Annotated in this window: 18 protein-coding genes; 8 read left to right on the top strand and 10 right to left on the bottom strand. The window is 37.7% G+C overall.

The annotated features are described in order from the left end of the window. Positions 1-328 precede the first annotated feature (328 nt). Positions 329-901: a hypothetical protein gene (locus tag AAH582_RS05785; protein WP_343321476.1), complete on the top strand. Its 573-nt coding sequence runs from the start codon at positions 329-331 to the stop codon at positions 899-901. Positions 902-1,051: 150 nt separating this feature from the next. Here AAH582_RS05785 and AAH582_RS05780 read toward each other — a convergent pair whose 3' ends face one another. From AAH582_RS05780 to AAH582_RS05770, 3 genes are read right to left on the bottom strand one after another with little or no spacing between them, the layout of a single operon-like run. After that, positions 1,052-1,567, bottom strand: coding sequence for a hypothetical protein (locus AAH582_RS05780; protein WP_343321475.1), 516 nt, complete (start codon positions 1,565-1,567; stop codon positions 1,052-1,054). After that, entirely contained in the window at positions 1,524-1,901 is a 378-nt protein-coding gene (locus AAH582_RS05775; protein ID WP_343321474.1) for a hypothetical protein, read from the bottom strand. Before AAH582_RS05775 ends, AAH582_RS05780 begins: the two co-directional genes overlap by 44 nt. After that, positions 1,888-2,382, bottom strand: coding sequence for an N-acetylmuramoyl-L-alanine amidase (locus AAH582_RS05770; RefSeq protein ID WP_343321473.1), 495 nt, complete (start codon positions 2,380-2,382; stop codon positions 1,888-1,890). The genes AAH582_RS05775 and AAH582_RS05770 overlap by 14 nt, the downstream gene beginning before the upstream one ends. Positions 2,383-3,113: 731 nt before the next feature. Between AAH582_RS05770 and AAH582_RS05765 the strand changes: the two genes are divergently transcribed. From AAH582_RS05765 to nudK, 4 genes are all read left to right on the top strand, one after another. Further along, complete coding sequence (locus AAH582_RS05765; protein ID WP_343321472.1) at positions 3,114-4,010, top strand: SIR2 family protein; 897 nt, start codon at positions 3,114-3,116, stop codon at positions 4,008-4,010. Between the two features lie 352 nt (positions 4,011-4,362). After that, complete coding sequence (locus tag AAH582_RS05760) at positions 4,363-5,592, top strand: hypothetical protein (RefSeq protein WP_046671701.1); 1,230 nt, start codon at positions 4,363-4,365, stop codon at positions 5,590-5,592. Positions 5,593-5,623: 31 nt separating this feature from the next. Continuing rightward, positions 5,624-6,463, top strand: coding sequence for a helix-turn-helix domain-containing protein (locus tag AAH582_RS05755; RefSeq protein WP_053003477.1), 840 nt, complete (start codon positions 5,624-5,626; stop codon positions 6,461-6,463). Positions 6,464-6,568: 105 nt separating this feature from the next. Continuing rightward, positions 6,569-7,150 (top strand): GDP-mannose pyrophosphatase NudK, encoded by a 582-nt coding sequence (gene nudK, locus AAH582_RS05750; RefSeq protein ID WP_046671704.1) that lies wholly within the window; start codon positions 6,569-6,571, stop codon positions 7,148-7,150. A gap of 410 nt (positions 7,151-7,560) precedes the next feature. Here nudK and AAH582_RS05745 read toward each other — a convergent pair whose 3' ends face one another. From AAH582_RS05745 to AAH582_RS05720, 6 genes are all read right to left on the bottom strand, one after another. After that, a complete protein-coding gene (locus tag AAH582_RS05745; protein ID WP_112373595.1) occupies positions 7,561-7,821 on the bottom strand; it encodes an Ada metal-binding domain-containing protein in 261 nt (86 codons plus the stop codon). A 10-nt stretch (positions 7,822-7,831) separates the two neighbouring features. Continuing rightward, complete coding sequence (locus AAH582_RS05740) at positions 7,832-8,545, bottom strand: 2OG-Fe(II) oxygenase (protein ID WP_343321471.1); 714 nt, start codon at positions 8,543-8,545, stop codon at positions 7,832-7,834. 170 nt (positions 8,546-8,715) lie between these two features. Next, positions 8,716-9,147, bottom strand: a complete 432-nt coding sequence (locus AAH582_RS05735; RefSeq protein ID WP_046671707.1) for a MarR family winged helix-turn-helix transcriptional regulator — start codon at positions 9,145-9,147, stop codon at positions 8,716-8,718. A gap of 48 nt (positions 9,148-9,195) precedes the next feature. After that, positions 9,196-9,831: a nitroreductase family protein gene (locus AAH582_RS05730; RefSeq protein WP_046671708.1), complete on the bottom strand. Its 636-nt coding sequence runs from the start codon at positions 9,829-9,831 to the stop codon at positions 9,196-9,198. A 12-nt stretch (positions 9,832-9,843) separates the two neighbouring features. Beyond that, positions 9,844-10,212 (bottom strand): DUF1304 domain-containing protein, encoded by a 369-nt coding sequence (locus AAH582_RS05725; RefSeq protein WP_343321470.1) that lies wholly within the window; start codon positions 10,210-10,212, stop codon positions 9,844-9,846. A 3-nt stretch (positions 10,213-10,215) separates the two neighbouring features. Beyond that, positions 10,216-10,641, bottom strand: coding sequence for an organic hydroperoxide resistance protein (locus AAH582_RS05720; RefSeq protein ID WP_046671710.1), 426 nt, complete (start codon positions 10,639-10,641; stop codon positions 10,216-10,218). A gap of 165 nt (positions 10,642-10,806) precedes the next feature. Here AAH582_RS05720 and AAH582_RS05715 point away from each other — a divergent pair, with 165 nt between their 5' ends. The 3 genes from AAH582_RS05715 (at position 10,807) to AAH582_RS05705 (ending at position 13,506) form a co-directional block, all read left to right on the top strand. Further along, positions 10,807-11,721: a helix-turn-helix domain-containing protein gene (locus AAH582_RS05715; RefSeq protein ID WP_343321469.1), complete on the top strand. Its 915-nt coding sequence runs from the start codon at positions 10,807-10,809 to the stop codon at positions 11,719-11,721. Positions 11,722-11,814: 93 nt separating this feature from the next. Beyond that, positions 11,815-12,576, top strand: a complete 762-nt coding sequence (locus tag AAH582_RS05710) for an SDR family NAD(P)-dependent oxidoreductase (RefSeq protein WP_046671712.1) — start codon at positions 11,815-11,817, stop codon at positions 12,574-12,576. A gap of 192 nt (positions 12,577-12,768) precedes the next feature. Next, on the top strand, positions 12,769-13,506 hold the full coding sequence (locus tag AAH582_RS05705) for a metallophosphoesterase family protein (RefSeq protein WP_343321468.1): 738 nt from the start codon (positions 12,769-12,771) through the stop codon (positions 13,504-13,506). A gap of 110 nt (positions 13,507-13,616) precedes the next feature. Here the strand turns inward: AAH582_RS05705 and AAH582_RS05700 are convergent, their stop codons facing one another. Further along, entirely contained in the window at positions 13,617-15,773 is a 2,157-nt protein-coding gene (locus AAH582_RS05700) for an IPT/TIG domain-containing protein (protein WP_343321467.1), read from the bottom strand. Positions 15,774-15,828: the final 55 nt, after the last annotated feature.

The raw sequence follows: 15,828 nt of genomic DNA, 5'->3' as shown, positions 1-15,828 counted from the left end.
GGTATTTAACAAATGTTACACAAATATATAACAATCTGACACTAAGTTACACAACTTATTAAACCTAAACAAATAGACAATCAAAATAAAACAATAAAATTCTAACTACCAACGCATTACAGTTAAACAAATAAGTTTACTATTTCATATAAAAAGTAAAAATTAGGTTTTAATAAACTTGCAAGATTAACAAATTTGTTTAACTTTGTTAAACAATAAAAAAATATAGACCCCTAGAATAGATAAGCCGGGTAGTAAGCAGATCAGCTATTCGTAGGATTTGCAATTTGCGAGACGAAAATCAATTCATACTTAAAGATAAAAGAAAATGGAACAGCTCATGTCACAACATCTCAGACAGCCCATTGTATACACAGTGGATTATTATCAACTACAAAAAACCAGCAATATTTTACGAAAAGAGGAAAGCAGTATAGTAACCGACAAAAATCGTTCACAACGTATGAACACATTATATTATTCATTCATCATGAGTTTCTTAAAAGAAAATCATCCCGAGATACTAAAATCCATCGATAAGATCTATGAATCTGATCTTTCCAAAATCAGCCAAGTAATTGACTGTTATTGTCAATTTGTGGGCATTCCTTCTCAGCAGATTATGGGAGAATATATCAATTACAAGGACATACAGCATCGTTACAAAGCTATCGCCGTTGTTCTACGTATCTTTCAGCCGGAAAAATTAAATAATCTGAAAACAAAAGTAAAAAGTAGCATATACAAGGAACTTGGTCCTTACTTAAAAATAAACAATGACACATTACAGAAATCTATCATCTGTGCTTGCAATCAATTTGACCTCTATCGTGATTTCAAAAAAGAGATTAAACAGATTGCCAATTATTACCTTATTGACCGACATCTCGATGGGGATTAATATTATTTTATACAATCAAAGCAGCTCTGCTCATTCAGCAACTGTATCCAGCTCTAGAAAATAGTCCTTGAATTTTATACTCAAGGACTATTTCGTGTTATTTACTGAATTTTATTAAAATATAATGATAACGATCTTTTTAATGGGTAACTACCATATTCTAATCAACTTACGTTTATTTATCCACCAAATAATCAAGCCGACCAATATACTGCACCCCATTAAAAAATAAAGAAGACTTGACACTGCTGGTTTTGCAACCTCTTTTGATTGTTCTTTAGTTAGCTCCGTTTTCGTTTCAATTTGCTGACTACTTTTTGCTTTGTGATCTTTCCAATTGGTATTTAACCTTCTTTCAAGCTGCAGCTTTTCAGAATAATGTTCCTTTTTCGCATAGACTTTCCCCTTATGTAGCTGAACAACGCCATCCTGCATAATCTGAATCCCCTCACCTTCAATTTGCATCACATATTCATCTGTTACCACAGCCTCTTTAGCTAATCCAACAACTTGTATATGTCCTGTCTTCTGTGCTATAGTAGCAGACTCGGTATTTTTTTCTTTGATGCCAAACTCTTGTGATGCCTTGGTTTTCTCAACCTTTTTAAACAAACCGCAGCTGCTAACCAGTAGCAGCATTGCGATTATCTGTAGTGTATTTCTCATTTTTAACGCGCTTTAATTCAATCTGTAGCCTATTATAAAGTTTCATTAGATCATCATATTTTACCTGCAAATCCGCTAAAGTCTTAGCACAAGATATACGTTCGTCATTTGCCAAATGCAACCCTTCATTAAGATCTTCAATGATCGTCCGTAAATGCTCAATATCTTTTTCTAGCCTATTGGCATAGCCTTCCCATTTTTCAATTACCTTTCCGGCATTCTCAACATTTGTCGCCTCCACCTCGGCTTGCTGCTTAGGCCTTCCAACAAGATACCCCCCTACAGCTGTCGCTACAGGGATAATCAATTTCTCTAAAATCTCAAGTAATTCCATTATAATTTCCTTTTGTTAACGGTTTAAATTTTTCCCAGGGAAATTGTACCCCTGGATCCTCCTTTCTTTCAGGTGCAATATCCGAATGCCCTAAAATCTCTCGAATCGGATAAGTACGGATAATTGCTTTACATACTGCTATTGCCACATTGATCTGCTTTTCAGTGTAACTCTCCATCCCTTTATTTTGCAATTCGATTCCAATGCTACAGTTATTCAAATCTTTTTGACCGGCCCAAGTACTAAGGCCTGCATGCCAACATTTTGTATTAAAAAGCGCCAATTGCGTTATGATACCATCACGACTAATATGAAGATGAGCGGAAACCTTGCTCCGGGAATCGGTCATCCAATCAATTGCACTTGTAGCATTGGACGCACCGTCGTAATGCATAATAATATAAACGGGTTTAATAATCCCACCTTTGTTTGGTGTTTCTCTATAAGAAATACCGATAAGTTTGTTTTCTTTAATTTCCATATCACGATTTTTTTTATGAATTAATCTGTTCTTACACTAAAAAACTTGTATTGAGAGAAGGGAAACACACTTTATTACGAGTTATTTAGCTTCTATTTTATACAAAGTTAAGCGTGATCCTGCGCAGTGAAGCGCACTATTAGCTGGATGTAAGCGGTAGGTTACAGATACCGAATATTGTGCAAAATTTTCATCGATGTACATATACACCAAAAGCGAGCTTAACAGGACTTGCTCTTATAGCACTCTCAAAAGCAGAGAATAACACAACAAAATACTACTATAATTTATGGTAATATGTTGCCAAGACCGTAATACCATTGTCAAGCCATATCACAACAGACCTACCATCCTTGAAGAGACATCAAACATTTCCTGTATTCCTTTGTTATTTGTTTGTTATAGCATAGGATGAGTTATACCGTGAAGGCTAGGAAGTTGGTTCGCCTAGCCTTTTTTGACGAATAAAACCAACATATTTGACTGATCCGTCCATCGCAATGACGTAGCCATTTTTTACAGAAGTTTCAATTTACATCACATTGTTTCCATGCGGTATATAATGAGATTAAGAACCCTTTCGTCGCTGTGGTCATGTACAAAATCCTTCGATTTTTTATTAAATTCGTAAGGAAGAAATCTAAATTCAATCGATTAATTGTTATATCCAAAGATGCGATCGATTGACATCTTCATTTAACTTTACAGACGTAAATCTTGATTTATATACAATGAACAAGTTCGCTTTATTAGTCGGGAACGACATTAATAATATTTCACCAGGGATAAGCTGGAGTGATTTGCTACACAACATCAAAGAAAAGTATAAGGTTAGCTCATTGGAAAATGGACAAAAACCGTTCCCTATGTTGTATGAGGAAATATTCCTTAATGCAATTCGAGAAAAGCATATTAATGAAAGAGAACTTAAAAGCTACATATCGGATTGTGTCTCTCAAATCAATCAAAATGAAATCCACCAATTAATTCGGGATCTCTCGATCGAAAATATCATCACAACTAACTATGAATTCAGTTTAGAAGGAGAAACCGCAACAGCAAATGCTGGCCTTATCCGTGAAACGACCTACAGTGTATTTCGTAAACACCAAATCGGCAACACGAACTATTGGCACATCCACGGCGATTGCCTAAATCCCTCTTCCATTAACCTCGGTTATGAACATTACTGTGGTCAATTGCAAAAAATGAGGGATTATGTCGTTAATGGGACAAATTATAATTCGCAAACAGTCTACAAGGCTGCATTAATTAAAAGATTAAGTCGAAAAAAAGATACTAAACTCCAATCCTGGATTGACTTATTTTTCACGCAGGATATCCATATCCTAGGTCTATCGCTTGATTTTGTAGAAATAGACCTTTGGTGGTTGCTAACCTACCGCGCCAGAAATAAGTTTTATAGACGAAGTACCTTTATTAAAAATAAACTCTTCTATTATACAACAAAAAAATGGTACGCACTCTCCAAAGATAAAATGCAATTACTTCAAGCAAACGATGTTGAAATTGTTGTTATCGACGAAACCGATAAAGCGAAATACTACAAGAAAGTCCTCGCCAGCATCAAAAAAAAATATAGGTTATCCAGCAAAATATTAAGCTGAACCTCAAAGCAATTTATAGATTTCTAGCTTGTTATCATGTCACTAATAGAAAAAAATTTCGCGTTTCCAAACAAAACAAATTTATATTAAGCATTGAAAGTTTGCTGAATCGTCCAAAATCTGAACAGCAAATTCCTTAGGCACATCATCCATTAGTTTATTTCATCAACACAAGTCAAAAAGACACTTATAAATCAGAAAACCAAATATTTATAACATATAAAAGTATTTTATTAAATCGATTTTGAGAAATAAAAAAAATAAATCATTTTTGCTATCATTTAGCTAAGATTAACAGGAAAAGTCAGACCGTAAGGGATTATCATTTATATTTTATTTTTTATTGATCTATATGTCATTTAAGAGAATTACCTATTTCTTTTTAGGTTTTTTGTTATTTATTGGTTGTAAAAGAGATATTCATCCAGGGATTGTACCGCCGGATCCAGAAGTCATTGAAAAAGATAAATTACCCATACCTACAGGTTTCACAAGTGACCTCGGTTCAATAAAAATTAATACAACTGCCAATGCAAACCAACCTGGCGAAGAGTTGCCAGGCTGGATACGCGATATCTCTGGCAATAGTGCGAGTTATTGCCACCCAGATGTTGAATATTTCCCTGCCGGTTTCAAAGGATACAAATATTGGATGGTATTTACGCCATATTTTGGCATAATCGGGTCAGACCGTACTGCCTCACTCTATGAAAATCCGACTGTGGTAGTTTCTAATGATGGAAAAGAATGGATTACTCCAGCAGGATTAATAAATCCTATTCAACGACGTCCTGCACTAGAGGATTCTTTCATCCAAAAGGACGGTAGCCCTAATCAAGGTTATTGGTCCGATGTAGACTGGAATTTCAACGGCGAAGAATTCGAACTATATTATAGAGGCTGCTTTTTCTCAAGCAAAATTTTAAAAAAATGGGGTGCCAAAAGCGCAAACAACAATAAAAAATTAAATGAAGAAGCTGAACGTGTTATTGTAAGGCAAACATCAAAAAATGGGATTGACTGGACACCGCTGGAACTCGTGTATAATAGTAATGAACCAACATCTTTCCAAGATAACCATATCCTTTCACCAACATTTGTGAGAAATTCGAAAAACCTGACGACGAGTTACGAAGTGGATTTCATGCCAAGCTACAAAGCACCAATTATGACCAATATCCTATCGCGTATTTCTACAAATGGCTTAGATTTTACCGTTTATCGCGACAGTAAGAAAGTTGAATTTATGAACAAACCTTGGCTAGAATTCAGCAAGGGGTATTCGACTTGGCATCTGCAAGGTTCCTATATTGATGGATATTATTTTTTATGTCTGGCAATTGGAAACGTAGACCGATTTACCTCCGATATGAATTATCTAGCCTATTCAAAAGATGGTCTACACTTTCGCGTCTTCGAAAAACCTTTAGCTGCGGCCAATGTGTACCGCTCTTCTGTATTCCCAAAGACCTCTTCCTCAAAAAGCATTGAATTTGGTGCTGTAATTGGTTATAAGTCTGGAGCCTTTGGCTATCGTGAATTCACCATCAACAAACAGGTACTGGAAGATGGTTTAAAATAAAACACCTATATTTAGGTTCAAAATCATTTCGATGGAGTTATTTCCGACAATAGATCTTCAAGAATTTAGAAAAGACCAGCTTGCGGGTAATCAAGGATATTTATACTCGGAATTACATGGTGAACATCATATATCGCGTCCACACCAGCATCATTTTTTTTTATTGGTACTTTTTGACCAGGCAGAAGGTATTCATACGATTGATTTTAAAGATTACCATATTGATCGTCATCAAATCCATATCCTGTTTCCAAAGCAAGTTCATAGTTGGAAATTAGGGGCCAATACAACTGGTTTCCAATTGATGGTCGATAGGGAACACTTCGAGAAATTTTCGCCCAATTTCCATTTTTCATTTGCTTACTATCAACGTACTCCTGTTATCTCACTCTCTAGCGAAACATTTGCTCTGCTTTATTATGAATTTAATGCAATAAGAAAAGAACTTGAGGATCACAATTGCGTGCCTGCAATTATCTACTCTCGCACAGCTGTCGTCGCATCTATATTAAGCAAAGAGGTACAGAAAATAGTACAAAATGAACAAAATAATGACTCCAATCCACGTCTCTTAAAGTTACAGGAGTTAATTGACATCCATTTTCAGCATGAGAAGTCGGTATCTTTCTATGCGAAACAACTTAATATATCCACTCCGCACCTTACTAAAATCTGTCGTCAAAAGCTCGAAGTATCTCCAAGTCAGCTCATTCAACAACGAACTATCTTGGAAGCAAAACGATTGTTAAAAGCAACCGACTTATCTATCAAAGAAATTTCGTTCAAACTTGGTTTCGTCGACTCTCCTTACTTCTCTAATTTCTTCAAACAACACACAGGTCTGAATCCAAAACAATTTAGAACGGACTGAGGTTCATCAATACTTCGTATAAATTCATCAAAGCTTCTCTTAGTTTTTCCTGCTTAGTTTGGATTGCAATTCTTATTTTTATCTTTTGACTTTAACGCGCTAAAAATGGCAATAAAAGATATTAAAATTGTAAAAACTGAAATTCTATCAGACAACTGGTACACGTTAAAAAAAGTGACTTATCAATACAGCAAACCCGATGGGACGGTACAGCAACAAAGTCGAGAAGCTTATGATCGTGGCAATGGAGCCGTCATTTTACTCTATAATACCAGTGCTCAAACAGTCATATTAACAAGGCAATTTCGAATACCAACTTACATCAACGGGAATGAGTCAGGCATGCTTATCGAAGCTTGTGCAGGTCTACTTGATCAAGATTCTCCCCACGACTGTATACGAAGGGAAACAGAAGAAGAAACAGGCTATCAGATCAAGGAAGCAAAAAAGATCTTTGAAGCTTATATGTCTCCAGGTTCTGTAACTGAAATTCTACATTTTTTTATAGCAGAATACACCAATAACATGAAAGTTGGCGATGGCGGTGGTTTAGAAGAAGAGGAAGAGCATATTGAAATTCTAGAAATCAATATCGAAGAAGCACTACATATGATTGATACAGGTGAAATCAAAGATGGAAAAACCATTATGCTACTACAATATATTCGATTAAAAAATATACTGTAGACGCCTAATTTAGATGATAAGAGGCTAGTGATTAACTTTCTCAAAGATAAACTTTGGGTCTTGGAAATTGATGGTTGAAGGTCTCACCTCCAGGTCTATAAAAGAACAATTTACCATGAAAACGGCTCTCAAAAAGATTAAGATCCAAACGGGCACTGTCACGTTCACTATGAGCCATATAACTCAATACTTTAGGATCTCGCCTCCCCTCTTCACAGCTTATCAACAGCAGAGTCGAAAAAATAAAATAAACAGCAATCGAATATAAACGCATTTTTCTTTTGATCTACGATAATTAATCCCGTCTCAAGATAAACACAAAATTCAACAATATACAAGGAATTTGACATAAGATTCTTTTTCCAAATTTGATTTACTTAGATTCTCTATATAATCAAACTTAATGCGAACTACACTTTATCAAATCTTTTATTTTCTTCCTTCCATTCAACGTAGTTCGCTTTTAAGCAGTGCCCACAAGGGCGATATTGATGTTTTAGCGCTTCTTGCTCAGTGGAAAAAAAGACCCTGTTCTCCCGCTTCATCCGTTTTCCCGAAATACAGCAAAGCAATCCATAAATTTTTAGCTTTTCATTGCCACCAAAGTGAATTTCTCCCGCTCGAATCTTGGCGCGCAATGAAGCATCTGTTATATTTTTATGCCATTCCATTGTGTGGGATTTATTTCTCGGCATCATGAAAAATAATACCCAACGCATGGCGTTCACCGGCAGTGACTTCGCTCACCCCATGTTTCATATTAACCCTAAAATAACCCGTTCGTCCTTTCTCAGGCCTAAAATTTGTTGCGAATAAAACGAGATCACCTTTTTTAGGTTTCAAAACAATTGCCTTTGATTGAGCCCTCGGAACTTGTTGTGTTAATACAAATTCTCCACCCATAAAATCGAATCCTGGCTCATTTAACATCAAAACCACCTGCATCGGAAAGTAAACCGCTCCATACAAGTCTTGATGTAGCGTATTGAAACCTCCTTGACCATATTTCAAAATCAATACTGTTGCTTTTTCTTGTCCTTTCAAACGGCAATCCGTCAAAAGGTCTTCATGTTTCAATGAAAATGATATATCGATTTTCAGCGCACGAAACCAGGCATTAGCAATGACGGCAAGATAGGGATAAAGTTGAGATCGAATCGTTTGAATCAACTCAGGTAGTGGGTAGTCAAAATATTTATACTCCCCTAATCCGAATCGATGCCTTTCCATAACGACAGTTTTACGGTAGAGCGTCGAATCGCTATACCCTTTTTTTAATAGATCGCATTGTAAAGCTGTCAATAGGTTTGGTATAACTACATAACCATGCTTATGCATCTCTTCTGTAATCAAAGGCCAATTTAGATCTTCTATCTTTTGAATGATATTTTCCATACCACGAATCTCCACATTACAGTCCTATGAAAAAATCCGAAATATGCTAATATGATGTATAATAAAAGGAACGCGAACATGTATTGCTCAAAACAATCCATAGCACAAAAAAAAGGATTAAATACAGGCAGGTGTATTTAATCCTTTTTTGATTTCATATCGTATAAAAACTAGCTATTCCCAACATTATTCACGATTTTTTCCGCCAAAGCTTTAAGCTGAACCATATCAGTATAGTCGAGCTTAAGGGCTTCAAAAATCTGCATGGGAATACAGCTCGCCTTTTCTTTCAATTGCAATCCTTGTGCTGTAAGCTGTATCTTCACGACGCGTTCATCTTCTTTGCTTCGTGTTCGTGTAAGCAAAACTTTAGCCTCCAAGCGCTTCAATAGTGGTGTAAGCGTTCCATTATCTAGAAATAACTTAGCCCCCAATTGATTTACTGTCTGCTCATCATTCTCCCATAAAGCCATCATCGTGATATACTGTGGATAGGTCAAGTCAATCTCTTCAAGAATAGTTCGATATTGCTGCATAATTTCTCTATGTAGCACATACACGGAAAAACAGAGTTGTTTGTCTAATTTTAATAAATCATCCATCTTGCAAATATATTGAGTTTCTGAGGGATTGGAAAAGTTGTTTGCGGTTTATTTGAATTCAACAACAAACTCTTCCTTAGGAACCCGAACCTTCTTCATCGTCGAAATCCAATCTCTCGAAGAGTCCGCCACACCAACATACATCAATGAAACGCTTTTTAGTCCATGCTTTTCTAATTGCAGAACCTCATCCACGACTTGGTTATCAAAACCCTCGGCGGGTGTGGAATCGACACGAAGTTCAGCTGCCTGAGCCAACGCCAAACCTAAAGCAATGTAAGTTTGTCTTGCAGTATGTGCAAAATTTCTTTCGGCAGCTTCGCTCAAATAAATAGATTTCAACTTGTCCGTATAAGAGCCAAAGCGTCCCCTTGGCAAATCCCGTTCATCCGTTGTAAAATCATAAACTTTATCAATACGTTCTTCCGTATAACGATCCCATGCAGCGAAAACAAGCACATGTGAACATTCACGCATACAGTCTGGATTTAGTGCTCCTTTTGCCAATTCTTCTTTCAATGCCTGATTTTCAACAATCAATATCTTAAATGGCTGTAAACCCGAAGAAGTAGGTGCAAAGCGTGCAGCCTCAACGATTTTATCTACATTTTCCTGACTAACTTTTTTTGTCGGGTCGTATGCTTTCACAGCATGACGCCATTGTAAATCTTCTATTAATGACATATAATTATAGTTTTATTTTAAGAGAATAACGGATAACAACGCCAACAATGCAGGAACTCCTTGTACAAAAAATATCTTTTTGCTCGCTGTAATTCCGCCAAAAACACCGGCAACAAGGACACATCCTAAAAAGAACAGGCGTATATTGTAACTCCAGATGGAGTCATTGATTAAAAAAGACCAGGCTAAACCTGCAACCAGAAAGCCATTGTAGAGCCCTTGATTTGCAGCAAGCCCCTTCGTTGGCTTAAATAATTCTGCCGGAAGAGCCTTTCCAAAACTACGTTTTCCTGCAGTTTCCCAAGCAAACATTTCCATCCATACAATGTATACATGTTCTAAAAGTACGAGTGCTGTAAGCACGTTGGCAATATAATTCATATATTATTCGTTAGTTGATACCGTCAATTTGACATCCATATTACCCCTTGTTGCATTTGAGTAGGGACAAACTTGATGTGCTTTTTCAATCAATTGTTGCGCTAATTCCAAGCTTACACCAGGTATATTTGCATGTAATTCTGCAGCCAAACCAAAACCACCATTATCCAATTGTCCGATACTCACATGGGCTGTTACCGAAGTTTCGCCAGCTTTTACTTTTTCTGATCTAATCACTAAATTCAAGGCACTATCAAAACATGCCGCATAACCAGCCGCAAAAAGCATCTCTGGATTGGCATAATCATCATTGGCACCTCCTAGACCTTTTGGCATACGAACAGCTAAATCCAATACACCATTTTCGCTTTTTACCTGACCATTTCGTCCTCCCTTGGCTGTCGCGCCGATGTTATATAACGTTTTCATATTTTAATTTGTTTTGTTTGTACAAATGTATGCCAAGGATTTATATTGTGCAAAATATAATTTTGCAATTTACATTAAAATGAGAATAGCAAAATCTCAAAAAAGTACAGTGTTACCGAATGTAATCTAAAAGCACTACATTTGATTATTGCAAATAGGGCTTAAATGAAAACAACTTCCATCGAACAATTTTATCGGGAGATCAATGCGAGTATCCCGGAAGAGATCGCAAGAGAGATTGGTCATTTTAATGTGTTCAGTTATGAGGAACTTGCCGCTAAGTTGAAAGATAAACCGATCATGCCCTACAATAAGCGAACGTATTATAAAATCAGTTTAATCACAGGAAAAAACACGGCCGAATATGCCGACAAAGTAATCGAAATCGATGAATCGGCACTTGTATTTGCTACTCCTAAGGTTCCTTACCATTGGATACCGAAAGATGAGCATCAAAAAGGTTATTTTTGCGTTTTCACCGATGAATTTCTGGCAAGGAATAAAAGTGGTGTGATCATAGATGATTTGCCGATCTTTCAACCAGGCGGCCTTCCGATTTTCCAACTATCAGAAGAACAACGCATTGAAATAGAGGGAATCTTCCTAAAAATGAATAAAGAGCTATCTTCAGATTACGTTTTTAAATACGATCTGTTGCGAAATTATGTGCTTGAAATCGTCCATTATGGCCAAAAGCTGCAACCCAAAAGTATAACAAATCCTACACATAACGCCTCCAATAGGATTACTTCATTATTTGTAGAATTGCTAGAAAGACAATTTCCACTTGAATCTCCGATGCAACGCTTACAACTACGAACAGCTAATGATTTTGCGGAACGACTGGCCATACATGTCAACCACCTGAATAAAATTTTAAAGGAAAATACTGGAAAAACAACCAGCCATGTCATCGCAGCCAGAGTCACACAGGAAGCAAAAATTTTACTGCGACAAACCGATTGGAATATATCTGAGATTGCTTATTCACTTGGCTTTGAGGAGATCGCCCATTTTTCCAATTTTTTCAAAAAGCAAACCAGCTTTGCCCCAAACATTTTTCGTTCCCAACCGTTATAATTTGAATTTCGCAAACATCCATTTGCATTTCGCAAGGAAAGGCTCAACTTTTCAGCGGATCTTTGTGCTATTGAATCTTTAAAACAAATTAAAATGGCTACAAACAAAATAGCATTGGTAACAGGCGGAAGCCGTGGTTTAGGTAGAAACATGGCTGTTAGCCTTGCAAAAAAAGGAATCGATATCATTTTAACCTACAATAGCAATCAGGAGGAAGCGGATCATGTGGTTGCTACGATACAATCTTTAGGGCAACATGCAGCTGCATTCCAATTGGATGCAGGAAATGTGCAGTCCTTTAATGGCTTTATTGAACGGGTTACGCAACATTTGCTACAACAAACGGGAAAGTCTAATTTTGATTTTTTGATCAATAATGCGGGCACTGCCTTATATGCACCCTTTATAGAAACCACAGAAGAACAATTTGATACAGTTTATAATATCCATTATAAAGGGGTATTTTTTCTCACGCAGAAAGCTCTACCCTATTTGAATGATGGCGGACGTATTATCAATATTTCCTCTGGCCTCGCCCGTTTTGCATTTCCGGGATCATCTGCCTATGGCTCGATGAAAGGGGCAATCGAGGTACTAACGAGGTATCTTGCCAAAGAACTCGGTCCTCGAGGTATTGCAGCAAACGTCGTTGCTCCTGGCGCAATCGAGACTGATTTTGGTGGCGGGCATGTGCGGGATAACAAAGAAACAAATGCGCATATTGCAGCTGTTACAGCTTTAGGACGTGCTGGTGTACCCGATGATATCGGTGGAGTGGTGGCCTTCCTTTGTACAGAAGATGCAAGATGGATCAACGGACAACGCATTGAAGTATCGGGCGGGATGAATCTTTAGTAACGTATCACTTAAATAAGCACATATCTGAGGCTATTCGATATGTGCTTATTTAACAGTATTTCTTCACCAATCCCGCCCAGTTCCTCCTCTTTTAGAATAAAAATTATAACGCTATTATCATTTTCTTCTTTACCTCTTAAATTGTACGTTGACTGACTATCCGAATGATTATGTTTGTAGCATAAGAATATGATACAACTTGCCATAATAAGTGACATTCATGCCAATTTAATTGCATTGGATGCGGTATTAACAGATATCAAAAATAAAGGATTAACACAAATTTACTGCTTAGGTGATCTTGTTGATTTCGCTCCCTGGGGCAATGAAGTCATTGACAGAATACAAGAAAAAAACATTCCATGTCTACTGGGAAACCATGACCAAAGAATTGCTTTTGACGAAGCCATTATCCCTTTACCACACCATGATGTAATAGAGACTTCAAATCGAGAAATCGCCATCAAGCTAAGTAAGAAGGAGATATCGGCCCCTCATAAAAAATGGCTAGCAACATTACCCTACACCATTGAACTAACCTTCAAACTTGGAACGAGTTTTAGGAAAATACTTCTTGTCCATGCCAGCCTCCAAAGCAATGACGAATACATCCATGAATCAACCCAAAAATGTGCTCTATCAACTCAATTAAAGCAAAAAGCAATCGATATTCTGGTGATGGGACATACACACCATTCTTATATTCAACAGGATGGAGATGTCTTGTTTATCAATTGTGGTTCCGTCGGACGTAGTAAAGAAAAGGACAGAAAAGCAACTTACACAATAATAACCTTATCTGAAAAAGAAATTAATGCCGAGATCGTTAAAGTAAACTACCCACTAACAGCTGTCGCAAATGCAATTTACGACAGCAATATCCCCGATTTCTACGGAGACTTTTTACTTGCGAATAATACACTTTAATCATTGTCAATTTGCTACAATAGCTAAATCCCCGACACATACTCTGCATTATTTTCAAAGAGAGGGTCTCCTAAAAAACAATACGGTTGCATCGGGGATTTGTATAGTTATTATTTCAGAAACAGTTTCCGAATAGCTTTATTACCAACATCCAGAAGATAGATATTACCATCCTTATCTACGACTATATCTTTTATCAGACCAAACCGCGCTGTAGACAAAGTTCCATCCACATATCCATTCGTTCCCTTTATCAAAGTAGTCACTTCCCGTGTTGACATATTGACCTCCCGAATAGCATAGTTGTAGTTATCAGCAACAATCAATCTGTTATTTAATCCTGCTGTGATACCGCCTATTCCGTTGAAATATGTGTTCGTTCCAATCCCATCTTGATAACCTGCATCCGAACCTCCTACCCAACGTTCCCCACGTGTAACACCCGGTCTTACAATTTCAATCCCGTTATTGCTGCTCGTATTCTGATCCGAATAATACAAAACTCCTTGACTATCCACAAAGGGCTTTGCCATTACCCAACTAGGTCCAGGTACCTTAGTATAACCTCCAGCCAGGTTGACTTTGTTTATTCCCTGCGCAAAACCAGCTACTGCCACATATAAATTCCCTGACAGATCTAAACACATTGCACCCGGAGAAAATCCTTTTGCGTGTATAGTGCGTTTGCCCGCAGCTGTAATTTTAAAAATCTGATTTGATCGCTGATCGCTGACATAAATATTATTTTGCGTGTCAACAACTATTCCTGTAGGATAGTCGAATACAGCATTGGCACCATCTACCTGCAAAATAGATACACTTCCAGTCGGAGATACCTTTTTAACTTGTTTATTCTCTGGATCTGCGACATATAAATTTCCCTGCGCATCTATCGCCATTCCAGCTAGGTTATTGCCGAATACCGTACTTCCTGCCCCCCCTACGAATGTCATTACACCTGCGCGACGGAACGGTTGCGGTGCTAAAGCATCCTGACCGCCAACGATTACCTTCACCTCGCCTGTTGCAACACCCTGTGGTGCCTCCATAACCAACTTATTCTCACTAGCACTTGTCACAGGGGCCAAAACACCGTTGAAATAAACCCTATTTTCGGCAGCATTTGTACTAAATCCAGTGCCCAATAACGTTACACTTGTTCCCGCCAAACCATTGTCCGGACTTATAGAACGAATACCAAGCGTCTGATCTTTAAACTGTGGTCCTTCCACGGATTGATCGTTGACTACAACCCTTACCTTTCCAGATCCAGTTCCGCCAGGAATGATCAACTTCAGTTGATTTTCACTACTTGAAGAAATAGCAACTTGCTTCCCATTTATAAAAACCTGATTTTCGTCAAGTTCTTTACTAAATAATAGCCCGCTTATTGTCATTTCAGCCCCTTTAGGGCCACTCAAAGGAGAGACAGCACCGATTTCAGGCTTGCCTACAACCGTAAATTTCGGACCCGAAATCTTCTGTTCATTGATATTCACGGATAGAGGTCCGGTACTGACACCAGCTGGAGCCACTACCACAATTTTTTCAGGACTAGACTCCAATACGACCGCGATCTTTCCATTGAAATCAACGATATTCCCCGAACTGACTTTTTCGAAGCCTTCACCCATTAGGGTAACTTTGGTTCCCGCCCCACCTGTTAATGGTTTAATACTGCGGACGACCTGATAAGTAAAATTCTGTCCTTGAGACTTTTTACCATCCACACGAACTTCTACAGCACCATACCCCGCATCTTCTGGAATTTCTGCAACGATTAATTTATCTGTAACACTCACAACCAAAGCTTTTTTGCTATTAACATAGACTTCTGCAGGTTTATCTGTACTACCAAACCCCTCCCCATCAATCCGTAGCTGGGTGCCGCCTGTACCATTTGTCGGAAAAATTTTTGAGACTGAAAGATCTTGATAGGTATACGTACCGACATCAAAATTATTACTTCCATACTTCAAGACAATTCCGCCACTTTTGTCCCCTTTTGGCACACGTAAAACAACCGATGTTGAAGTAGCGCTAATGACCTCTGCTGCCCCCCCTGCAACTGTTGCAGAAAATTCTGTAATTGCCCCGCTGAAGCCCTGTCCTTCAATCGTAACTAGTGTGCCAGCTTTACCAGAATTGGGGTAATAACTATCCACTTTAGCCGGAATTTTATCGACCAATTCTTCCTTTTTACTGCAACTGATCGTCGCAATAGCCATCCAAATAGATATGATGACTAGATTAATTGTATTTTTCATTGGAATAATTTCTTATAACTATATATCCGCTATCCTTTTAGGTTTTTCCCAAATG

Origin of the sequence: Sphingobacterium multivorum, assembly GCF_039511225.1 — a bacterium.
GTDB lineage: Bacteria > Bacteroidota > Bacteroidia > Sphingobacteriales > Sphingobacteriaceae > Sphingobacterium.
This window is presented reverse-complemented; position numbering and strand designations above follow the sequence as displayed.